The following is a 21,951-nucleotide window of genomic DNA, read 5'->3' on the forward strand; positions in this document are numbered from 1 at the left end:
CGGGGGGCTCGCCGTTCGGGGCGCGGTTCCCCCCGCGGGGGTCGGTGGGGGAGACGGCCGAGCGCGCGGCGTCCTCCGCCGCCTGTCCGGTCCGCGGCGCGGTCCGGGGCCGGGCGGGCCGCGGGACCGCGCGGGAGGGTCAGGCCGTGGTGGGCGCGGGGCGCTCGGCGGCGCGCAGCGTCGCGAACGGGCCCCGGTGCGCGGCGCCTTCCGGCGTGGTCCAGCCGGCGGTGAGCCCGCCGAGGGCCCCGGCGGACGCCGAGGTGGACGGGCCCGTACGCCCTGCCGTGTCCTCGCGCGGGTCCTCGTCGTGGGCCCGCAGCACGCGCGTCACGGCGAGCGCCGCCCGGGCGCCCGCCACGAGGACGTCCGTGCCCCGCGCCGTGTGGAAGACCTCCAGCGGCTCGTACGGGAGCGCCGACGGGAACGGGCCACCGCACCAGGCGGTGACGGACGGGTCCGGGGTGTCGCTCGCGGTCTGGTGCTGTGCGACGGCGCGGCCCTGCAGCAGTGCGAGCAACTGGCTGACGAGCACCGGGTCGTGGGCGCCGTCGTAGATCCACCGCGTGCCGAGCACGCCGTGCTCGGCGGTCCCCACCAGGCCCGCTCCCGCGTCCCCGGGGGCTTCGAGCGGGGCGCCGCGGTAGGTGAGGGGGACGTGGTAGGAGGTCTCCCGTCCGCCCGAGGTGTCGGTGAGCACCATGAACTCCATGCCCACCTCGCCCTCCGGATCGTCGAGCCGGAAGCCACCCGACCGGGCCAGGGCGGGCGCGTGCCCCGTGGCCACGTACCACGGCCGCGTCGGCAGCCAGGCAGTGACGAGCTCCAGCTTGCCGGGGGTCATCGTCGTCCTGTGGATCGTCGCCATGCGAGGAACCTACTCCTCCTCAGGGACGAAGGCGGCGCGCAGTTCCTCCTTCAGCGAGCGCTGGAAGGCCGTCACCAGCGCCTGTACCACCATCGGCTGCATGTGCGCGGACAGCGCCTTCATGGCCTCGACCCGCTCCGGATCGCTCTCGCCCTCCGTGAACGGCCCCCACACCTCGTCGCGGAAGAGCGCGGTCAACTGGTGTGCGGCCGTGCGCGCGTGCTCCAGCAGCACCTTGCGGGCGGCCAGGATCGTCTCGTGGGCGATCGGCACGTCGAGCAGTGCGACCCCGAGGCGCAGCAGTCCCACGTCCACCCGGTAGCCGTCCGTGGCCGGAGCCAGCACGTTCATCGCCGTCAGCCGGCGCAGGTCGGTCTCCGTCAGGGTCCGGCCGGCCCGTTTCTCCAGCTCCGCGAGCGAGGTCTCCTGCGCGGAGTCCGGGGCCCAAGTGGCCACCAGGGCACGGTGGATGGCCAGATCATGGGCGCTCAGGTCGTCCGGCAGCGCGTCGAGGTAGCGCTCGATGGCGGACAGGGTCATGCCCTGGTGCTGCAACTCCTCGATGAGCGCCAGCCGGGAGAGGTGTTCGGGCCCGTAGTGGCCGACCCGACGGGGTCCGATCACGGGAGGGGGCAAAAGCCCGCGGGTGCTGTAGAACCGTACGGTGCGGACGGTCACGCCCGCCCTGGCCGCCAGTTCGTCGACGGTGAGCGCCGGCTGGGGTGCCTGGGTGGTCATGTGCGCTCCGCCTCGCTCTCTGATCAGCACGTCTTCGCTCGGCACAGTTCGTGTACCGCGGTTCAACAGTATTGCTGTCGCACCAACGATGTGAAACGGCCAGGAGCTGCCCATGACCACGAAACTGCGACTGCCCGCACCCCTCGACGAGCTCACCCTCCCCGATCTGCTGGCCCGCAACGCCGCCGAGTACGGAGACCTTCCCGCCCTCTCGTGGCGCGAGGGCTCCGGCTGGTCCACCCTCAGCTGGTCGGACGTCCGCCGCAAAGTGGCCGTCCTCGCCTCCGGCTACGCCGCCCTGGGCGTGGAGCGCGGAGAGCACGTCCTGCTGATGATGGGCAACCGCCCCGAGCACTGGCTCACGGACCTCGCGCTCGTCCACCTCGGCGCCGTGCCCGTCACCGTGTACGGGACCTCCGCGCCCGGGCAGATAGCCCACATAGCCCGCCACAGCCGGGCCAGGGTCGCCGTGGTCGAGGGAGCCCGCGAGCTCGTCCGGTGGGAGCCGCTGCTGTCCGACCCGCAGGTCCCCCTGGAACGGCTCGTCGTCGCCGAGGCCGCGGAAGCGGGCCCGCACCGCACCTTCGGCTCCCTGCACGCGAGCGGGGCCCGCCTGCACCGCCCCGAGGTCTTCGAGAAGGCCTCGCGGGAGATCCGCCCCGAGGACCCGCTCACCGTCGTCTACACCTCGGGCACCACCGGTGACCCCAAGGGCGTCCGCCTCACCCACCGCAACGTCATGCTCCAGGCCGTCCGGCTCGACCGGCACGTGGATCTGCCCGAGCACGCCGAACACGTCTGCTACCTGCCCTTCGCGCACATCGCCGAGCGCGTCCTCGGCATCTACCTGCCGCTGCTGCGGGCCGCCCACGTCCGGCTGTGCGCCGATCCGGCCACCGTGTCGGCCGCGGTGCGCGAGCTGCACCCGGTGCAGTTCTTCGGCGTCCCCCGGGTGTGGGAGAAGCTGGCCGCCTCCGTACGGGCGGTGCTCGAGCGGCTGCCCGAGGAGCAGCGCCGCGCCATCGGGGCCGCGAACGACCTGGCGCGGTCCCGCGCGGCCCACCGGGAGCGCGGGGAGGAGCTTCCGGCCGCGCTCGAAGCCTCGTACGCCGTCGCGAAGGACCGGGTGCTGGACCCCCTGCTCTCCCTGGCGGGGCTGGACCGGCTGGTCTGGACGGCGAGCGCCACCGCGCCGATGCCGATCGACGTGGTCCGCTTCTGGGCGGGCTGGGGGATCACGATCATGGACGCCTGGGGGCTGACCGAGACCTCGGGCGTGTGCACGGTCAACAGCCCGGACGGTTTCCGGCTGGGATCCGTGGGCCGCCCGATCGACGGACTGGAGCTCAGGCTCGCCGCCGACGGGGAGATCTTCACGCGCGGGGAGACGGTCTTCGGCGGCTACCTGCTCCGGGACGGGTCGGTGGAGAGCGCCTGCGACGGCGAGGGCTGGTTCCCGACGGGGGACGTGGGCCGGCTCGACGAGGACGGGTTCCTCTGGCTGACCGACCGGAAGAAGGAGCTGATCATCACCTCGAACGGCAAGAACGTCTCGCCGGCCCTGGTGGAGAACACCCTCAAGGAACACCCGCTGATCGGGCAGGCTCTGGTGCACGGCGACGGCCGCTCCTACCTCGTCGCCCTCCTGGTCCTGGACCCGGAACTGGCCCCGGCCTGGGCAGCGGCGCACGGGATCGAGGCCGCCACTCCCGGCGAGCTGGCCGCGCACCCGGCCGTGCGCGAGGAGGTCGACCGCGCCGTCGGGGCGGCCAATGCGCGGCTGAACCGGACCGAGCAGATCAAGCGCTACCGGCTCCTGACCGAGGAATGGGGCCCGGACTCGGGGGAGCTGACGCCCTCGCTGAAGCTGCGCCGCCGGGTGATCCGGGAGAAGTACGGGGCCCTGATCGAGGGGCTGTACGAGCAGCCGCGCGAGGGCGCGGCCGTGGAGGAGGCGACGTAGCCCGGACGGCCCGGTCCGGTGGGCGGTCGGGCGCTCACCGGACGAGGGTGAGTGGATCACGTCTCGTCGGCCTGCACGGCGACGACGTCATCGATGAGCCGAGGTGGTTTACCTGCGCCGGTTCAGTCTCACGTGTAGACGGTGCCCATCACGATGACGGCGAGGGTGCCGAGCACGATCAGCACGTAGAGGAGCTGACGGGCGGGCTCGTTCACCGGGCGCCGGCCGGGCGCTGCTCGTCGAGCGTCGCCGCCATCGTCCGGATGACGCGGGCGAGGCCGCGGGCGTGGTTCCAGTTCGCGTGGTCGCCGTGGCCCAACGGGCCCGCTGCGACGAAGTACGCCCACTCGGCCAGGGAGGTGCGGGCGCGTTCGGTGAGCTGCCCGACCGGGATCCGGCTCAGGGCGGTGTGTAGCTCCTGCCCGGCGGTGATGAGGTGGTCGGTCAGACGGGCGACCCCCTCGGCGTCCGGCCGCTGGTCGTAGGACGTCAGGGCCCGCGCCGTGAGCTTCTCGATCGTCTGTGTCTCGCCGGGGTTCATTCGGGGGTGCTCCCTACCGTCATCAGCGGGTGGTGGGACGACGGTAGGGCCGGTCAGCAGGGGCGAGGGGTGGAATTCCTACCCCCTCGCCGAGGGGTAAGGTTCCTACCTCTCCGTGGTCACATCGGTACGCCCAGTGCGAGGGCGAGTTCTCGTGCGTCGCTCCGGACCGCGCGGGGCCCGGTCCTGGCGAGCTCGGGCAGCACCATGCGGGTGTGCATGTTGAAGCGGACCGTCTCCGGTGACGTCTTGAACGCCTTCTGGAGCAGGGCGACCTGGGCGACGCCTTCGTCCCGCAGGCCGTGCGCGCGGGCCATCTCCACGAAGTGGTAGGCGCGGCGGGTAGCCGACGGGACCGTGTCCAAGTCGAGGGCGTTCGCGACATCCAGGGCCTTGCCGGGCTGCACCAAGTCGTTGTGCATGGTCAGGGCGTACGCGGAGACCACCCCGTCCCCGAAGATCAGCCACGGATGCGCGTAGCCCTCGCCGAGCCGTCGGGCAGCGTCCGCCGCGCGGTCCCAGTACCGCCAGGCGTCACCAGCCCTGCCCACCTTCGCGAAGGACAGCGCCACCGCGAGCTGGAGCAGGCCCCAGCGCGCCAAGTCCTCCTCGTTGTCCTGCCGTAGCAGCGCGGAAGCCTGCTCAGCCAGCTCGACGCGGGCCTCCGCGGCCTCGTTGGCGTCGCGGTACACGTGGTTCATGTACCAGGCCGCTCCGGCGATGGCTCGGGGGCTGTCGGCCTCCTGCGCTGCGGCCATCGACCGGTCACCGGTCATCATGACCAGCTCCGGCGTGGGCTGGAACGCCAGGAACAGCTGTGCAAGATGGTAGGTCTGGGCCTGGGCAATGAGGGCTTGGCGACGGCTGGGCCCGTCCAGGGCGCGGACGGCGTGCTGGGTGTCGACGAGCAGGTCGGGCAGGAGCGTCGCGATCCGGGAGCGGTGGTCGCCGGTGCCGTGCCACAGCTTCCAGGCCTGCCGCACGCGGGCGTGCAGCACCTCGGCCGACTCGGGCCGGGAGTCGCCCGGGACGAGCCGGTAGGTGGTCAAGGCCCGCTTGATGGCGGGGAGATCGGCGTGCGCGGCCTTCGTGTACGTGGCCGCGCTGATGCGGTCGTCACCGGTGAGGTCGGCGACGTCGCATTCGTAGACCGTGGCGAGGCGGATGAGCATGGGGAGACGGGGCATCCCGATGGCGCCCGTTTCGATTCCCTTGACCCACTCGGCCGAGCGACCGACGAGGCCGGCGGCGACGGGGCGGGTGAGCCCTGTCCGGTCTCTCGCGGTGCGGGCGCGCTGGGCAAACGTCTGGTTGGCGGGTGCGGTGTCTTGCTGCGCGGGCATACTGGACTCCGTTCTGACCTAGACATCCAGAACGCTACTCCCGTTCGGTGACGGGGAAATGACGAAATCGCCCCCTCCCGCCCGTAGGCGAGAGGGGGCGTTGTGCTGTGCGGTCAGGAGACGCCGTACCACTGGCCCGCCCGCCCCGTGTTGAACAGAAGGTAGCGTTCAACTACGGGCCCCGGCAGGTGGATCAGCGCCCGATCAGCGGGAAGTGGTCGGAGAGGTTGGTGTACGTGTAGGACGTGCCCCAGCTGGAGACCGTCCAGGGCGCCGACTGCTCCTTCACCACGTTGTTCTCCCAGTTCGCCGGGCGGGCGTTGCCCTTGCGGTAGAGCACGTAGTCCAGGTCCTCGCGCGGGTCCGTCGGGTAGCGGTAGTTCGCGATCGAGTTCAGCGCGGTGTCGAAGGAGTACGGGTGCCCCGTGCGGGTGTCGGAGCCCGCCAGGTCGGCGTCGGCCAGCATGGAGGCGTACTCCGCGCTGCGCGAGTCGACGTTCATGTCGCCGGCCACGATCACCTGTTCGTTCGCCGGGATGTTCTTGCCGTCGAGGAACGCGTCGATGGTGCGGAACTGGCGGGCGCGCATCTGCGCCGCCTCGCCCGCTCCGCAGCCCGGGTCGGTGGACTGGGCGTGGGTGCCCACCACGTGCACCTTGGCGCCGTTGACGTTGAGGACGACGTACGCGAAGCCCTTGTTGGACCACCAGTCGGCGCCGCAGGCGTCCTTGTAGACGACCTGCTCCTTGCGCAGGACAGGCCACTTGCTGAGGATCGCGACGCCGCCGTCCTCCGGCGTCGTGGAGGAGTACGCGCCGCCCGTCGCGTCCCAGCCGCTCTTGCCGCGTCCCACGACCGGGGTCTGGTACGGGTACTGCGCGGAGGCGTTGGCCTTCAGCGCGTCCGAGGCGCCGTTGTCGAAGGCCTCCTGGACCACGACCACGTCGTGTCCCTGGAAGAAGGAGGCCTTGGGGATCTCCGCGGCACGGTGGTCCTGGCCCCAGTTCGGGTACAGGTTCTTGCTCATCAGGAACGTGTTGTACGTCAGGACGCTGAGCCGCGGCGCGGCGGACCCCTCGGCGGCGGTCGCGGCCGGGGTCGTGGTGGCGGCGAGCGCTCCGACGGCGATCGCGGCGACGACGGCCGCGGCGGACCGGGCCTTGCGGGGCTGGCTGAACGGCATGGGGGGTCCCTCGTTCCGTGGGGGAAGATCGGCTCCGCCATCCAAGCAGCCGGGGTTACTTCGGGGTAACACCCGTGACACGACTTTCTGTCCGGCGTGAGGACATCGGACTCCGGCAGGCCCGGGCGCCGCCGCGCACCGGCCGGTGACCGCCCGGCGGGACCGCGGGGAGTGGCCGGCGGGACTGCGGGGATGGCCGGTTCGCGTCGATACTGGAGGGACGGAGACCGACATCTGGGGGCGTACGCATGACCACGACCGCGAGGCCGACGGCCGAAGGCCGGACCGACCCCGAGCCTCCGCCGCCGGGCGGAGTGCTCTGGACCATCGCCGGGGACGTCCGGGGACTGCTCATGCTGCCCGCGGCCTTCACCCTGCAGGTCGCGCACCCCGCGGTCGGGGCCGGGGTCGACCAGTACTCCGTCTTCCGCACCGACCCCTGGGGCCGCGGCGAGCGCTCCCTGCGCTCCGTGCAGCTGTGGGTGTACGGCGGGGCGGACGCCGTCGCCGAGGGCCGCCGGGTGCGCAGGCTGCACAAGGACATCCAGGGCACCGACACCCGGGGGCGGCGCTACCACTCGCTCGACCCCGCCTGCTACGCGTGGGTGCACGCGACCGGCTTCCCCGTCTACCTCTACGCCGGGCGCTACCTGCTGCGCCGCTTCACCCCCGCCCAGGAGCGGCAGCTCTACCGCGAGTGGCTCCAGGTCGGCCGCATCCTCGGCCTCCACGACCGGGACATGCCGCAGACCATCGAGGAGTACTGGCCCTATTACCGCAGGATGCTGGCCGAGGAGATCGAGCCCACCAAGGTCGCCCGGGAGCTCGTCGCCACCGACACCCCGCTGCCCCGGCCCGAGGGCGGCACGCTTCCGCTGCGGCTCCTGCTGCGGCTCGCCTGGCCGGTCCTCCGGCCCGCGTTCCTGCACTTCCGGGCCTTCGTCACCGTCGGTTACATGCCGCCCGAGGCCCGTGCCGCCATCGGCCTGGGGTGGACCCCGGCCCAGGAGCGCCGGCTGCGCCTGCTGAGCGCGGCCGTACGCGTCCTGGTACCGCTCCTGCCGGAGCGGTTGCGCTACCTCCCGATCGCCCGCGCGGCGCGGGCGCGCCGACGCGCCGGCGCCCGCTGAGGGGCGCCGGCGCGCGGAGCGCCGCGGGCGGCCGGGGCCGGCCGGTCCGCGGCCGTGTCCGTCAGTGGTCGTCGTGGACGGAGTTCGTCGCCGCGATCTTCTTCCAGGACTTCGGCTCGGCGGCCGGCCCACCCGCGGAGCGCAGGGAGCGGGCGCCCGGTGCCCCGGCCGCCGGCGGGGCGAAGTCCGGCTTGCCCGGGGTGTAGAGCCAGGTCTCGAAGAGCTGGGCGAGGGGCTTGGCCGAGATCTTCTCGGCATAGCGGACGAAGTCCCCGACCTTGGCGTTGCCGTAGGCGCGCTCGGTCGGCCAGCCCTTGAGGATCTGGAAGAACTTCTCGTCACCGATCTCGTTGCGCAGCGCCTGGAGGGCGATCGCCCCACGGTCGTAGACCGCCCCGTGGAACTGGTTCTCCGCGCCCGGGTCGCCCGGCTTGACCTGCCAGAACGGGTCCTCGGCCGGCCGTGACCGGTAGGTCCAGTCCGCGAGCTCCTGGGCCGTGCCCTCGCCCTCCTTCTCCGACCACAGCCACTGGCTGTAGCGGGCGAAGCCCTCGTTGACCCAGATGTCCTTCCAGCCGTCGACGGACACGCTGTCGCCGTACCACTGGTGGGCCAGCTCGTGCACGACCACCGAGACGTTCGCGCCGTTCGCGAACTGGCGGGGGCTGTAGAACGGCCGGGTCTGGGTCTCCAGCGCGAACCCGCTGGGCACGTTCGGGACGTAGCCGCCCAGCGCGTTGAAGGGGTACGGGCCGAAGACCCCCTCCAGCCACTCGGCGACCTCCCCGGTCCGCTCCACGCTCGCGCGCGCCGCACCCGCGTTGTCGCCGAGGTCCTTGCTGTACGCGTTGAGGATCGGCAGTCCGCTCGCCGTCCTGTCGGTGGTGATGTCGAACTTGCCGACGGCGAGGGTGGCGAGGTAGGTGGCCTGCGGCTTGTTCGAGCGCCAGTTGTACCGGGTCCAGCCCAGCCGCGAACTCTGCGACTGGAGCACGCCGTTGCTGATGGCCTGGGTGCCGTCGGGCACGTTCACCGACACGTCGAAGGTGGCCTTGTCGAGCGGGTGGTCGTTGCTCGGGAACCACCAGGCCGCCGAGTCGGGTTCCTGGGCGGCGATGCCGCCGTCCGGGGTGCGCTGCCAGGCCGACCAGCCGTCGACCTTGAACTCCGAGGGCTTGCCGGCGTACTTCACGACCACGCTCGACTCGCGCCCGCGCTGGAGCGGGGTGGCCGGGGTGACCTCCAGCTCCTGGGCGCCGGACCGGGCGAACTTCGCCTTGACGCCGTTGACCCGGATCTCGCTGACGGCCAGGCCGAAGTCGAGGTTGAAGCGGGACAGGTCCTGCTTCGCGGTGGTGAGGAGGGTGGCGGTGCCCTCCAGCAGGTCGGTCGTCGGCTGGTACTGCAGGCGCAGGTCGTAGTGGGAGACGTCGTAGCCTCCGTTGCCGCTCGCCGGGTAGTAAGGGTCGCCGATACCCGGGGCGCCGGGAACGGAACTCGCCGCAGACGCCGGGATCACCAGCAGGAGGGAAGCGGCGAGCACGCTCGGGGCGATGACTTTGCGGTGCACCTTGGACTCCAAGTGGTAGGGGAGTGGCTTCCGTTCGACCGTATTCACGCGCGGGACCCCGCGTCATGTCCATGGCCCCTGATGTCACATGATCGCCATCCGTCTGAAAAACGCCCGTGCCGAGCCGGGTCCCGCCGGAAGGGGTCTCCCCACCACCGGGGCCGCCCTTCCCGGCATACCAAACAGTCGTTAGCCTGCTCGGCATGACTCTTCCGGCGCACGCCGCCCGCCACTGCTGGCACGGAGCGATCAACCCGCTGCACGCCACCGTCTACTTCTCGCCCGACCTCGGCAAGGAATTCGCCGCCCTCGGGATCACCGATCCCCGCGCCGTCAACCTCGCCTCCCGGTCCGCCGCCATGGGCGCCGTCGGCGCCGGCGCGGTCACCTCCACCTTCTACAACTACCGCCACGACCTGGTCGCCGAGCACCTGCCCGCCGTCTGGGACACCGCCGGCCCGCAGCAGGTCCTCGACGCCCGGATGCGGGCGGTCGACGCCACACTGCGCCGGCTCCTCGGCGCCGGGACCATCGGATCCCCCGAGGTCGCCGAGGCCGCCGAGCTGGCGATGCGCGCCACCGAGGCCTGCACCCGGCACGCCCGCACCCTCTACTCCGCCCACGCGGACCTCCCCGTACCCGAAGAGCCGCACCTCAAGCTGTGGCACGCCACCACCCTCCTGCGCGAGCACCGCGGGGACGGCCACCTCGCCGCCCTGCTCGTCGTGGGCCTGGACCCGGTCGAGGCCCTGATCAGCCACACGGCCACCGGTCACGGCATGACCCCGAAATACCTCAAGGCCATCCGCGGCTGGGACCAGTCCGACCTCGACGCCGCCACCGGACGGCTGCGCGACCGCGGCCTCCTGAACGCCGCGGGCGACCTCACCGCCGAGGGCACGGCGCTGCGCGAGGCGCTGGAGGAGGAGACCGACCGCCTGGACGCCGCTCCGTACGAGCACCTCGGCGAGGCCGGACTCGCCCGGATCGCCGAGATCGGCGGCGGCCTCACCCTGCAGGCGGTCACGGCCGGAGCCTTCCCCGGGGACCTGATGGGCAAGGCCTGAGACCCCGGACGGACAGGCTCCCGGCGTCCGCCGCCGCCACCTGCCACAATTGGCAGCCTTCCGACGCAGCACGCAGTTCGCACCACGCGGCGTCACGTATACGTACGAAGGCAGGCGGGACCGCAGTGACGATGTCCATCGAAGGCAGGATCGCCGAGGAACTCGGCGTACGGGAGCGGCAGGTCCAGTCCGCCGTCGAGCTGCTCGACGGCGGCTCCACCGTGCCGTTCATCGCGCGCTACCGCAAGGAAGCGACCGAGATGCTCGACGACGCCCAGCTGCGCACCCTGGAGGAGCGGCTGCGCTATCTGCGCGAGCTGGAGGACCGGCGCTCGGCGATCCTCGACTCCGTCCGGGAGCAGGGCAAGCTCGACGCCGAGCTGGAGGCCCGGATCGTCGCGGCCGACACCAAGGCCCGGCTGGAGGACATCTACCTCCCCTTCAAGCCCAAGCGCCGCACCAAGGCGCAGATCGCCCGCGAGGCGGGCCTGGAACCGCTCGCCGACGGCCTGCTCGCCGACCCCTCGGTGGACCCGGCCTCCCGCGCGGCCGGATTCGTGGACGCCGGCAAGGGCGTGGCCGACCCGGCCGCGGCGCTGGAGGGCGCCCGCGCCATCCTCACCGAGAAGTTCGGCGAGGACGCCGACCTCATCGGCGAACTGCGCGAACGCATGTGGGGCCGCGGCCGGCTCGCCGCGAAGGTCCGCGAGGGCAAGGAGGAGGAGGGCGCCAAGTTCGCCGACTACTTCGACTTCACCGAGCCCTTCACCGCGCTGCCCTCGCACCGCGTCCTCGCCATGCTCCGCGGCGAGAAGGAGGACGTCCTCGACCTGACCCTGGAGCCGGAGGCCCCCGAGGACGCGGCCACGCCCGGCCCTTCCACGTACGAGGGCATGGTGGCGCGCCGCTTCGGCGTCAACGACCGCGGCCGGCCCGGCGACAAGTGGCTGGCGGACACCGTCCGCTGGGCCTGGCGCACGAAGATCCAGGTGCACCTCGGCATCGACCTGCGGATGCGGCTGCGCGCCGCCGCCGAGGACGAGGCCGTACGGGTCTTCGCGTCCAACCTGCGCGACCTGCTGCTCGCCGCCCCCGCCGGGACCCGCGCGACGCTCGGCCTGGACCCCGGATTCCGTACCGGTGTGAAGGTCGCCGTCGTGGACGCCACCGGCAAGGTCGTCGCCACCGAGGTGATCTACCCTCACGTACCGGCCAACAAGTGGGACGAGGCGCTCACCAAGCTGGCACGCCTCGCCAAGGAGCACGCGGTCGAGCTCGTCGCCATCGGCAACGGCACCGCCTCCCGCGAGACCGACAAGCTCGCCGGGGACCTCATCACCCGCCACCCCGAACTGAACCTGACCAAGGTGATGGTCTCGGAAGCCGGCGCCTCCGTGTACTCGGCGTCCGCCTTCGCCTCGCAGGAACTCCCGGACATGGACGTGTCCTTGCGCGGCGCGGTCTCCATCGCCCGGCGCCTCCAGGACCCGCTCGCCGAACTCGTCAAGATCGACCCGAAGTCGATCGGCGTCGGCCAGTACCAGCACGACCTGTCCGAGGTGAAGCTCTCGCGTTCGCTCGACGCGGTCGTCGAGGACTGTGTGAACGGCGTCGGCGTGGACGTCAACACCGCCTCCGCGCCGCTGCTCTCCCGGGTGTCGGGGATCAGCGGCGGCCTCGCGGAGAACATCGTCGCGCACCGCGACGCCAACGGCCCCTTCCGCAACCGCAAGGGTCTCAAGGGAGTGGCCAGGCTCGGTCCGAAGGCGTACGAGCAGTGCGCGGGCTTCCTGCGCATCCGCGGCGGGGACGACCCGCTGGACAGCTCCAGCGTGCACCCCGAGGCGTACCCGGTGGTCCGTGCCATGGGCAAGACGGCGGGCAGCGAGGTGGCGGCCCTGATCGGCAACACCGGCGTGCTGCGCTCGCTGCGGCCGGAGCAGTTCGTCACCGAGGCCTTCGGTCTGCCGACGATCGGCGACATCCTGCGCGAACTGGAGAAGCCGGGGCGCGACCCGCGTCCCGCGTTCAAGACGGCCACCTTCAAGGAGGGGGTCGAGAAGATCGGCGACCTGGCCCCCGGGATGATCCTGGAGGGCGTGGTCACGAACGTGGCCGCCTTCGGCGCCTTCATCGACATCGGCGTCCACCAGGACGGGCTGGCCCACGTCTCGGCGCTGTCGAAGAACTTCGTGAAGGACCCGCGGGACGTGGTCAAGCCGGGCGACATCGTCCGCGTGAAGGTCATGGACGTGGACATCCCGCGCAAGCGGATCTCGTTGACGCTGCGGCTGGAGGACGAGGCGGAGCGCGGGGGCGCCGGGACGCCCGGGCAGCGCGAGGAGCGGGGCGCCGAGCGCGGTGGGCGCGGTGAGCGGCGCGGCGGCGGCCGGCCGCCGCAGCAGCGCGGCGCGGCGGGCGGCCAGGGCGGCCAGGGCGGCTCGCGGGAGGGCTCCCGTGACGGGGGCAGGGGCCAGCGCCAGGGCGGTCAGGCGGGTCAGGGAGGTCAGGGAGGTCAGCGCCAGGGCGGCCAGCGCGGGGGCGCGCCGGCCCCCGCCAACAGCGCGATGGCCGACGCCCTGCGCCGTGCCGGTCTCAGCGGTCCCGACGGTCAGGGAGGCCGCAAGCGCTAGCACTTCGTGGCAGGGCGTGACGGGTTGGCCGAATAGGCACCTCACATGGGGACATACCTTGCCAACTCCCTTGCAAGATCTGTAGGCATGGTGGAACGCCCGTTCGTCCTTCGGCGAGCGGGCGTTCGTGTTTCCCCTCAGGACCGCACTCCCGAGGTCGCTTTGAAGGCAAAGGACGTCATGCCCCTGTCCCCGCACACCTATCGACGCTGCCCGAGAAAGGCTCCGAAGAGGGAACACATGCGCCACCCGCAACCCAGTCTGCGTAAACGGTGCGAGGCGATTCTCGGCCGTCTTGAGCTGGCGCATCCGTTCTCGCTCGACGGACTGTGCGACCGGATAGCCGAGCAGCGGGGCCGCCCCATCCGGCTCCACCCGCTGCCGAAGGAGGCCGCCGAGTCCGGGGTGTGCGGCCTGTGGGTCGGTACCGCCAGCATCGACTTCGTCTTCTACGAGGCCCAGACCACCCCGCTGCACCAGGAGCACATCGTGCTCCACGAGATCGGCCACATCCTCTTCGGGCACCACTCGGTGGACGCGGAGGAGCCCGGCGGGAGCGACGGACAGGTCCCCACCGTCCTCGGGCGCACCAACTACACCACCCGGCAGGAGCAGGAGGCGGAGATGCTCGCCAGCATGATCCGCATCCGTACGGCGACCACCGGCCCGCACCCCGCCCACGGCGCCGGAGCTCCGGACACCCTCGCCCGGCTGGAATCCGCGATGGGCTACGAGTGGCGGGGACGGGGGCACGGCCGCCATGGCTTCTGACCTCACCGCCTTCGGCGACGCCCTAGCCGTCCCCAGCGTCGTCTGCCTCTGGATCGCCGTCCTGCTCCGGGCCCCCGGAGCCCTGCGCTCCCCGCACCAGCGCGGCCTGTGGCTCGCCGTCGCGACGGCCGCCGCCGCGATGACCCTGAACCTTCCCGACGTCGTCGCCTACGCCATGGGCCGCGACCCCGGCTACGCGCACACCATCGGCCTGCTGCGCAACCTCATCGGCGTCCTCTCCGCCGGCGCGGTGCTCTACTTCGTGGCCGCCGCCACCCGCGGCCGCCGCCTCCAGCTGGCTTCCGGCCTCGGCACGGGGCTCTGGCTGGCCGTCCTCGTCGTGCTCGACGCGGCCGCGCCGGAGCACGGCACGCACACGATCCCGCCGGCCGGCGACCCGGTGCCCTCCCTCGCGTACTGGCTGGTGCTGATCTCCGCGCACCTGCTCGCCAACACCATCTGCGTGTCCGTCTGCTGGCGCTACGGCCGCCGCAGCGAGAGCCGGGGACTGGCCGCCGGACTGCAACTGTTCGGCCTCGGCACCGCGCTCGCCGGGGTGTTCTGGTTCGTGTACCTGCTCAAGGCGCTCTTCGGCGCCACCTGGGCGATGCCCGCCAACCCGCTGCTGATGAACGCCCACGGGTTCCTGCGCGCCGCCGCGATCCTGGTCCCGACGCTCTTCACCTTCCGGGGCACCGCCGCCGACATCGCCACGGCCTGGCGGCTCTGGCCGCTCTGGCGCGACCTGGTCCACGCCGTCCCGCACGTGGCCCTCAACAAGCCCCGCGCCGGTCGGGTGCTGGAACTGCTGTGGCCGCCGGTCCCGCGCAACCTGCTCGTCTACCGCAAGGTCATCGAGACCCGCGACGCCATCTTGATCCTGGGGGAGTACGTGCACCCGGGCCTGCCCGAGCTCGCGCGCACCCACGTCGCGGGCAGCGGGGTCCCCGAACCGCGGCGCTCCGCGGCCGCGCTGGCCTGCGTACTGAAGGAGGCGCGAACGGCGAAGCTGGCCGGTGTCTCGCAACAGGGCGGCGAGGTGAGCGCATTGGGACTGCCGCGCTCCATCACGTCCTCGGACGAGGACGACCGCCTGGAGAGCGAGGCCCGCTTCCTCGTGGACGTCGCCCGGGCCTACGCCTCGCCGGCCGTCACCGCCTTCACCCCGTGAGCAGGATCCACCGCACCGCGTGCTCGACCGCCAGGAAGTGAAAGTTCTTGACCACCGTACTGATCACAGGAGCCAGCGCCGGGCTCGGCGCCGCCTTCGCCCGGGGCTTCGCCGCCAAGGGCTGCGACCTCGTCCTCGTCGCCCGCGACAAGGCCCGCCTCGAAACCGTCGCCGGAGAGCTCGGCCGGGAATTCGGCGCCGTCTGCGAGGTGTTGCCCGCCGACCTGCTCGATCCCGACAGCCTCGGGATCGTCGTCGAGCGGCTCGCCGACCGGGCCAGGCCCATCGACATCCTGGTGAACAACGCCGGCTTCGGCCTCCCCGCGCCGTTCCCGTACAGCCCCGTCGAGGACGAGGAGCGCATGCTCGACCTGCTGGTCAAGGTCCCGCTCCGGCTCACCCACGCCGTCCTCCCGGGCCTGCGCGAGCGCCGCCGGGGCGCCGTGCTCAACGTCTCCTCCGTCGCGGGCCTCCTGCCGACCGGGACGTACGGGGCCGCGAAGGCCTGGATCACCGCCTTCAGCGAGTCGCTGCGCGTCGACATGGCGCCGTACGGGGTGCGCGTGCTGGCGGTGGTACCCGGTTTCACCCGCACCGAGTTCCAGGAGCGCGCCGGGATGGACGTCAGCGCGCTGCGCGACGCGGTGTGGCTCGAGCCGGCCGACGTCGTGGCCCGGGCCCTGAAGGACCTGGCCCGGCGCCGCCCGGTGAGCATCACCGGGCGGCGCTACCAGGCGTACGCGCTCGCCGCACGCCATCTCCCGCGCACCTTCGTGGCCCGCAAGATGGCCCGCACGCGCCGCCCCCCGGCGGACGCGAACTAGTGCCGCGTCGGGGCGGACGGGGACGGGCGGGGCTCCGGCGTCAGAGGCCTTCGACGCGCTCCAGCGCCTCCCGCGCGGTCCGGCACAGCTCCTCGTCCCGGAGGATGTCCGCGCCGTAGCGGCGCTCCGAGGCGATCACCGCGCGGAGCACGGGCAGGGCCGCCGCCGCCGGCCGGCCGATCGCTCCCAGGGCCCGCACCGTCCGCAGGACCAGCGGGGGGACGAGGTGCTCGTCCAGCGGGCGCAGTTCCGGCAGCAGGGCCGCCAGGGCGGGGGCCGCCTCGCCGGTCATCCGCCACCACGCCTCGGCCGCGCCGACCCTGGTCCACTCGCCCGGAGCGTCGAGCAGGTGCCGGACGTCGTCGGCGTACGGCGCGGCGAGCGGGCCGAGGTCGGCGAGATAGCGCAGCACCGGGCGGCTGAGCCCGGCCCGGGCCGCGGATCCGCAGACCCGCAGTGCCAGTTCCGGGTCCCCGGAGACGCGCCAGTGTGCCCAGGCCGCGGTCTGCACGCCCTGCCACGGCTTCGGTGGGCGTCCGGCGGACAAGCCGAGGGGCCAGGGGGTCGCGTCGCCCCGGGCCAGAGCGGCGAGCACCCCGGCGGCCGTCGAGGCGGCGGGTCCGATCCGTCCCAGGGCCTCGGCCGCCGGCCGGGCGTGCGCGGTCGTCAGCAGTCCGGTCAGCTCGGGTACGGCCTGCGCCGCGGCCGGGCCCCACCGGGTGAGGATCTCCAGGGCCTCGGGGACGGCGCGGGCCCCGGGGTCCCCGGCGAGCCGTTCCCGGAGCGGCGGGAGCAGATCGGGCGCCCAGCGCTCGGGCAGCGACTCGACCTTCAGGTAGTAGCTCCCGAAACGTTCGCGGTACCAGCCCTTCGCCCGGTCGTCGCCCATGCCGGCCAATGCCTGTACGGCTCGGTCGGTGGACGCGGACCGGGGGGTGAGCCCGAACCCCTCGACGAAGCCGACGAGCCGGTCCGCGTACGGGGCCGCGGCGTTCCCGCCCCGGGCGAAGACCGACGCCGCCTCGTCGGCGACCTCGGGATCGTCCTCCAGCCCCGCCGCGACCGTCTCCCACAGGCGGCCCGACGGGTTCCGCCAGTGGCGCAGCTGCCTGCCGGCCGCACCCACCGCCTTCCGCCGCAGGCGCGGGTCCCGGTGCCGGGCGAGGCCGTCCACCAGGGCCTGGGCCTCCTGCGGCTGAGCCGCGAGCAGCTCCGCGAAGCGCTCGATCGGATCGTAGCCGAGGGGCCACCAGGGCACCTCCGAAAGGGCGCCGCCCCCGATCTCGGCGAAGGCCCCGGCCACGCGGCGGCCCGTCCCGCGCGCGTCACCGGGAGCAGCCGTCAGGAGCACGGCCCGTGCGGCCGCCAGCCGGACCTGGACGTGCTTGTGGTCCAGCCAGGGACGCGGCCACCGCGCGATCCCCGCCTCCGGGGCGCCGGACCCCGACAGGGCTCCCACCGCGAGCAGTTGGGACACCAGCGCGGTGGGGTCGCGCTCCTCGGCCGCCTGCCGCCGGAGCACGTCCAGGGTCGCGGGATCGTCCCGGCGGAGCTCGCGCACCGCCCAGGCCGCCCGGGCCCGCACCCCCGCCGACCGGTCCGAGACCAGCGGGACCACGTGGTGCCCGCCGGCCGTGAAGGCGAGGAAGGCGGGGCGGTGCACGCCGACGGAACGGTCACAGACGCGCGCGGCGCGCCGGGCCAGGTACGCGAGGACCAGGATCCGCCGGCGCTCGTCGAGTCGCGGAAGCAGCTCGAACAGACGGGACGTCACCGGCGCGAAGAGCGGCTCGTCGCTCCGCCACCCGATCAGGGCCTCCAGCTTCGCCCAGGAGCTGCCCCGCCGCCCCGGCGTCACCAGTCCGCGCAGCAGACCCGGGACCCGTTCCCGCCCCTCCGGCACGCCTTCGAGCTCGTACCAGGGCACCACGGCCCCCCGTTCGTCCATGACCGGGAGCCTAGACGAGGCCCCTCCGGCGGCCGCCGCCGCCCGGACTCAGAGCTCGGTGACCTTGCCGTCCGCGACTTCCAGGCGGCGGGTCACCTGGACCGCGTCGAGCATCCGGCGGTCGTGCGTGACGAGCAGCAGGGTGCCCTCGTAGGCCTCCAGGGCGGATTCCAGCTGCTCGATCGCCGGCAGGTCCAGGTGGTTCGTCGGCTCGTCCAGGACCAGCAGGTTCACGCCGCGGCCCTGCAGCAGCGCCAGGGCCGCGCGGGTGCGCTCGCCCGGGGAGAGCGTGGCTGCGGGGCGGGTCACGTGGGCCGCCTTCAGACCGAACTTCGCGAGCAGGGTGCGCACTTCGGCCGGTTCCGTGTCGGGAACCGCCGCGCAGAAGGCCTCCAGGAGCGGCTCGTCGCCGAGGAACAGCCCACGGGCCTGGTCGACTTCCCCGACCAGGACGCCCGAGCCGAGGGTGGCGGCGCCGGAGTCCGGGGCCAGGCGGCCGAGGAGCACCGCCAACAGCGTCGACTTCCCGGCCCCGTTGGCGCCGGTGATCGCGACCCGGTCCGCCCAGTCGATCTGCAGACTGGCCGGGCCGAAAGCGAAGTCTCCCCGCTGGACGGCCGCTTCGCGCAGGGTGGCGACCACCGAGCCGGAGCGCGGCGCGGCCGCGATCTCCATGCGCAGCTCCCACTCCTTGCGCGGCTCGTCGACCACTTCGAGGCGCTCGATCGCGCGCTGCGTCTGGCGGGCCTTGGAGGCCTGCTTCTCGCTCGCCTCGCTGCGGAACTTCTTGCCGATCTTGTCGTTGTCGGTGGCCTTGCGGCGGGCGTTCTTGACGCCCTTGTCCATCCAGCCGCGCTGCATCGCGGCCCGGCCCTCCAGCGCGGACCGCTTGTCGGAGTACTCGTCGTACTCCTCGCGGGCATGGTCGCGGGCCCGCTCGCGCTCCTCCAGATAGGCGTCGTAGCCGCCGCCGTAGAGGTTGATCTGCTGCTGGGCCAAGTCGAGTTCGAGCACCTTGGTGACGGTGCGGGTCAGGAACTCACGGTCGTGGCTGATGACCACCGTGCCCGCGCGCAGCCCCTTCACGAACTGCTCGAGGCGCTCCAGGCCGTCGAGGTCGAGGTCGTTGGTCGGCTCGTCGAGCAGGAAGACGTCGTAGCGGGACAGCAGGAGCGAGGCGAGTCCGGCGCGGGCGGCCTGTCCACCGGACAGCGCGGTCATCGGCAGGTCGAGGCCGACGGACAGCCCGAGGTCGTCGGCGACCTCCTGGGCCCGCTCGTCGAGGTCGGCGCCGCCGAGGTTCAGCCAACGGTCGAGGGCGTCCGCGTACGCGTCGTCCGCGCCCGGCGTGCCGTCCACGAGGCCCTGCGTCGCCGCGTCGAGCTCGGCCTGCGCCGCTGCCACGCCGGTACGCCGGGCCAGGAACTCGCGGACCGACTCGCCGGGGCGCCGCTCGGGCTCCTGGGGGAGGTGCCCGACGGCGGCGCCGGGCGGGGAGAGGCGCACCTCGCCGGTCTCGGGGGCGTCCAGCCCGGCGAGCATCCGCAGCAGGGTGGACTTGCCGGCGCCGTTGACGCCGACGAGACCGATGACGTCGCCGGGTGCGACGACGAGGCCGAGATCGGCGAAGAGCGTGCGCTCACCGTGCGCGGCGGTGAGGTTCTTGGCGACGAGGGTTGCAGTCATGATGTCCCGATCCTATCCGCGCCCCGCCCCCGCGGGTCCCGGGGCCTGCGCGGACCGGGCCCGGCCCGCGCGGTCAGGCACCGACGAGGCGAAGGGCCGCCCACAGAGCCGTCACCGCGGCGCCGAGGGCCGGGACCGTGGTCAGCAGGCCGAGCCGGGTGAAGCCCCCGAGCGTGACGCCCGCGTATCCGTCCGCGTGCAGGATCCGCCGCCAGAGCAGCGTGGCCAGGGACCCCGCGTAGGTCAGGTTCGGACCGATGTTCACCCCGATCAGCACGGCCAGTACCGGCCCCGCGCCGCCCACGGCCGCCACCGGGAGCAGCGCGAGCACGGCGGGCAGGTTGTTGATCAGGTTGGCCAGTACGGCGGCGACGGCAGCCGCCGCGAGCAGCGCCAAAAGCGAGTCCCCGGCCGGCGTCACCCACTCCAGCCCGTCCCCGAGTCCGTGGTCCACGACCGCCCCGACCACCACCCCCAGGGCCAGGACGAACAGGCAGAAGGCCGGCGCCGCCGAGGTGAGGATCCGCACCGGCGTGGTCTCCCGGCGCCGCAGCGCCCGCACGGCCAGGACGACCGTGCCCGCGAGCGCGGCCCAGGCGGGGCTCGCTCCCGCGAAGGAGGCGAACGCGAAGCCGGCCAGGGTCAGCGCGAGCACGCCCGCCGCGAACCGGGGCAGCGGCGCCGCCTCCGCGGCCTCGGGCACGTGCTCGGGCGCGGCGGCCAGCTCGGCCCGGAAGTAGCGGCGGAACACCGCGTACTCCACCGCGATCGCCGCCACCCACGGCAGCGCCATCAGCGTCGCGAACCGGGTGAAGGACAGACCGCTCGCGGCGAAGGCGAGGAGGTTGGTGAGGTTGGAGACGGGCAGCAGGAGCGAGGCCGAGTTCGCCAGGTGCGCGGTGGCGTAGACGTGCGGCCGCGGCCCGGCACCCAGCCGGGCGGCCGTCGCCAGCACCACCGGGGTCAGCAGCACCACCGTCGCGTCGAGGCTCAGCGCGGCGGTGACGAGCGAGGCCACGCAGAACACCCCGCCGAGCAGCGCCACGGGCCCGCGCCCCGCGGCGCGCCGGGCCACCGCGGCCCCGGCCGCCCGGAACAGGCCTTCGTCCGCGCAGAGCCGGGCGAGCGCCAGGATCACGGCGAGGAACCCGACCACCGGGAGCAGCTCGCGCAGCCGCGCCCACGCGTCGGCCGCCGGTACGACGCCGAGCGCGACGAGCAGACCGGCCGCGGGCACGGCCGCGGCCGCCTCCGGCAGACCGCGCGGGCGCACGACGGCGAAGGCCAGCACCCCGAGCAGCAGGGCGGCGGCCAGGCACGCGGCGGCGAGGCCGTTCAGGGCAGGCTCCGGGGCGGGGAAGAGGCGGGTGGCGGGGCCCCGGGAGCCGGGGCCCCGACATGATCGCACCGCGGCCCGGCCACGGCCGCGCCGGGGGTCGGCGGCCGTGGCCGGATAGGTGGGGTGCCCGTCATTGCGGCCGTGCGGCGGACTGTCACACGATGAGTTCATGCCACTGCGAAACGTGCTCGTCCTCCTCTACGACGGAGTCCAGAGCCTCGACGTCACGGGGCCGCTGGAGGTCTTCTGCGGCGCCGACCGTCACCCGGGTCCGGCCCGGTACGCGATCCGAACCGTCTCGCCCGGCGGTACGCCGATCCGTACGAGCAGCGGGCTCTCCCTGACCCCGGACGGGGACCTCGAGAGCGAGCGGCCGGGCGCCGGCACCACGCTGCTGGTGCCCGGCGGCCGCTACTCGGGGGACTTCGACCCCGGACTCACCGGCTGGCTGCGCGCGTACGGGGGCGGCGCGCAGCGGCTGGTGTCCGTGTGCACCGGGGGACTGCTGCTCGCGGAGGCCGGTCTGCTGGACGGGCGGCGCGCCACGACCCACTGGTACGTGTGCGAGCAGATGGCCCGGGACTATCCGGCCGTCACCGTCGAACCGGATCCGATCTACGTCAGGGACGGGCCGGTGGCCACCTCGGCCGGGGTCACCGCGGGGATCGACCTCGCGCTGGCGCTGGTGGAGGAGGACCACGGGCGGGAGCTCGCCCTGTCGATCGCCCGGCATCTGGTGGTCTTCCTGCGCCGGCCCGGCAACCAGGCCCAGTTCAGTGCGCAGCTGACGGCGCAGACGGCGCGGCGGGAGCCGCTGCGGGACGTGCAGCACTGGATCACGGAGCATCCGGGGGAGGACCTCGGTGTGGAGGCGCTGGCGGCGCGGGCCGCTCTGTCGCCGAGGCACTTCGCGCGCGCCTTCCAGGCGGAGACCGGGGTGACGCCGGGGCGCTACGTGGAACGGGTCCGCGTGGAGCACGCGCGGCGGCTGCTGGAAGAGGGCGGCGAGGGCGTCGCCCAGATCGCGCGGACGTGTGGCTACGGAAACCCGGAGGCCCTGCGCCGGGCCTTCGTGAGAACACTGGGCCAGTCGCCGGCCGAGTACCGACGGCGGTTCGGCGCGCCCCGCCAGTAGTGCGCCGACCGCTCGTTCGGTGTGCTCCGTGTGCTCCGTGT

The 21,951-nt window shown here is 73.3% G+C and carries 17 protein-coding genes; 8 read left to right on the forward strand and 9 right to left on the reverse strand.

Features of this window, described 5'->3' with window-relative positions; all coding sequences use genetic code 11:
• Positions 1-139 precede the first annotated feature (139 nt).
• A complete protein-coding gene (locus ABZY44_RS24090; RefSeq protein WP_356657114.1) occupies positions 140-868 on the reverse strand; it encodes a 1,4-alpha-glucan branching protein in 729 nt (242 codons plus the stop codon).
• A 9-nt stretch (positions 869-877) separates the two neighbouring features.
• A complete protein-coding gene (locus tag ABZY44_RS24095; protein WP_356657116.1) occupies positions 878-1,606 on the reverse strand; it encodes a MerR family transcriptional regulator in 729 nt (242 codons plus the stop codon).
• A 112-nt stretch (positions 1,607-1,718) separates the two neighbouring features.
• On the opposite strand from ABZY44_RS24095, the gene ABZY44_RS24100 reads away from it, so the two are divergent.
• A complete protein-coding gene (locus ABZY44_RS24100; RefSeq protein WP_356657118.1) occupies positions 1,719-3,569 on the forward strand; it encodes an AMP-dependent synthetase/ligase in 1,851 nt (616 codons plus the stop codon).
• A gap of 211 nt (positions 3,570-3,780) precedes the next feature.
• On the opposite strand, the gene ABZY44_RS24105 is transcribed toward ABZY44_RS24100, so the two are convergent.
• The 3 genes from ABZY44_RS24105 to sph form a co-directional block, all read right to left on the reverse strand.
• Complete coding sequence (locus ABZY44_RS24105) at positions 3,781-4,110, reverse strand: DUF6415 family natural product biosynthesis protein (protein WP_356657120.1); 330 nt, start codon at positions 4,108-4,110, stop codon at positions 3,781-3,783.
• A gap of 119 nt (positions 4,111-4,229) precedes the next feature.
• Positions 4,230-5,453, reverse strand: a complete 1,224-nt coding sequence (locus ABZY44_RS24110) for a helix-turn-helix transcriptional regulator (RefSeq protein ID WP_356657122.1) — start codon at positions 5,451-5,453, stop codon at positions 4,230-4,232.
• Positions 5,454-5,646: 193 nt separating this feature from the next.
• Entirely contained in the window at positions 5,647-6,636 is a 990-nt protein-coding gene (gene sph / locus ABZY44_RS24115) for a sphingomyelin phosphodiesterase (protein ID WP_356657124.1), read from the reverse strand.
• Positions 6,637-6,884: 248 nt separating this feature from the next.
• Here sph and ABZY44_RS24120 point away from each other — a divergent pair, with 248 nt between their 5' ends.
• Complete coding sequence (locus ABZY44_RS24120) at positions 6,885-7,766, forward strand: oxygenase MpaB family protein (protein WP_356657126.1); 882 nt, start codon at positions 6,885-6,887, stop codon at positions 7,764-7,766.
• Between the two features lie 61 nt (positions 7,767-7,827).
• On the opposite strand, the gene ABZY44_RS24125 is transcribed toward ABZY44_RS24120, so the two are convergent.
• Positions 7,828-9,336: a M1 family metallopeptidase gene (locus ABZY44_RS24125; protein ID WP_356657128.1), complete on the reverse strand. Its 1,509-nt coding sequence runs from the start codon at positions 9,334-9,336 to the stop codon at positions 7,828-7,830.
• Between the two features lie 203 nt (positions 9,337-9,539).
• Between ABZY44_RS24125 and ABZY44_RS24130 the strand changes: the two genes are divergently transcribed.
• The 5 genes from ABZY44_RS24130 to ABZY44_RS24150 all read left to right on the forward strand — a co-directional run bounded on the left by ABZY44_RS24130 (position 9,540) and on the right by ABZY44_RS24150 (position 15,802).
• The gene (locus ABZY44_RS24130; protein ID WP_356657130.1) at positions 9,540-10,403 is read left to right on the forward strand and encodes a hypothetical protein; all 864 of its coding nucleotides are present in this window, start codon (positions 9,540-9,542) and stop codon (positions 10,401-10,403) included.
• Positions 10,404-10,528: 125 nt separating this feature from the next.
• On the forward strand, positions 10,529-13,036 hold the full coding sequence (locus tag ABZY44_RS24135) for a Tex family protein (protein WP_356657132.1): 2,508 nt from the start codon (positions 10,529-10,531) through the stop codon (positions 13,034-13,036).
• 240 nt (positions 13,037-13,276) lie between these two features.
• Positions 13,277-13,807: a hypothetical protein gene (locus ABZY44_RS24140; protein WP_356657134.1), complete on the forward strand. Its 531-nt coding sequence runs from the start codon at positions 13,277-13,279 to the stop codon at positions 13,805-13,807.
• Positions 13,797-14,978: an MAB_1171c family putative transporter gene (locus tag ABZY44_RS24145; RefSeq protein WP_356657136.1), complete on the forward strand. Its 1,182-nt coding sequence runs from the start codon at positions 13,797-13,799 to the stop codon at positions 14,976-14,978. Before ABZY44_RS24140 ends, ABZY44_RS24145 begins: the two co-directional genes overlap by 11 nt.
• Positions 14,979-15,025: 47 nt before the next feature.
• Positions 15,026-15,802 (forward strand): SDR family oxidoreductase, encoded by a 777-nt coding sequence (locus tag ABZY44_RS24150; protein ID WP_356657138.1) that lies wholly within the window; start codon positions 15,026-15,028, stop codon positions 15,800-15,802.
• A 40-nt stretch (positions 15,803-15,842) separates the two neighbouring features.
• Here the strand turns inward: ABZY44_RS24150 and ABZY44_RS24155 are convergent, their stop codons facing one another.
• The 3 genes from ABZY44_RS24155 to ABZY44_RS24165 form a co-directional block, all read right to left on the reverse strand.
• Positions 15,843-17,750 carry a hypothetical protein gene (locus ABZY44_RS24155; RefSeq protein ID WP_356657140.1) on the reverse strand — a complete coding sequence of 636 codons (1,908 nt, stop codon included), beginning with the start codon at positions 17,748-17,750 and terminating at the stop codon, positions 15,843-15,845.
• A 48-nt stretch (positions 17,751-17,798) separates the two neighbouring features.
• Positions 17,799-19,436 carry an ABC-F family ATP-binding cassette domain-containing protein gene (locus ABZY44_RS24160; protein ID WP_356657142.1) on the reverse strand — a complete coding sequence of 546 codons (1,638 nt, stop codon included), beginning with the start codon at positions 19,434-19,436 and terminating at the stop codon, positions 17,799-17,801.
• 73 nt (positions 19,437-19,509) lie between these two features.
• Entirely contained in the window at positions 19,510-20,751 is a 1,242-nt protein-coding gene (locus ABZY44_RS24165) for an SLC13 family permease (RefSeq protein ID WP_356657186.1), read from the reverse strand.
• A gap of 193 nt (positions 20,752-20,944) precedes the next feature.
• Between ABZY44_RS24165 and ABZY44_RS24170 the strand changes: the two genes are divergently transcribed.
• Positions 20,945-21,910, forward strand: a complete 966-nt coding sequence (locus ABZY44_RS24170) for a GlxA family transcriptional regulator (protein ID WP_356657144.1) — start codon at positions 20,945-20,947, stop codon at positions 21,908-21,910.
• Positions 21,911-21,951 lie beyond the last annotated feature (41 nt).

The sequence above is a fragment of the Streptomyces sp. NPDC006544 genome (assembly GCF_040611715.1).
Classification (GTDB): Bacteria; Actinomycetota; Actinomycetes; order Streptomycetales; family Streptomycetaceae; genus Streptomyces.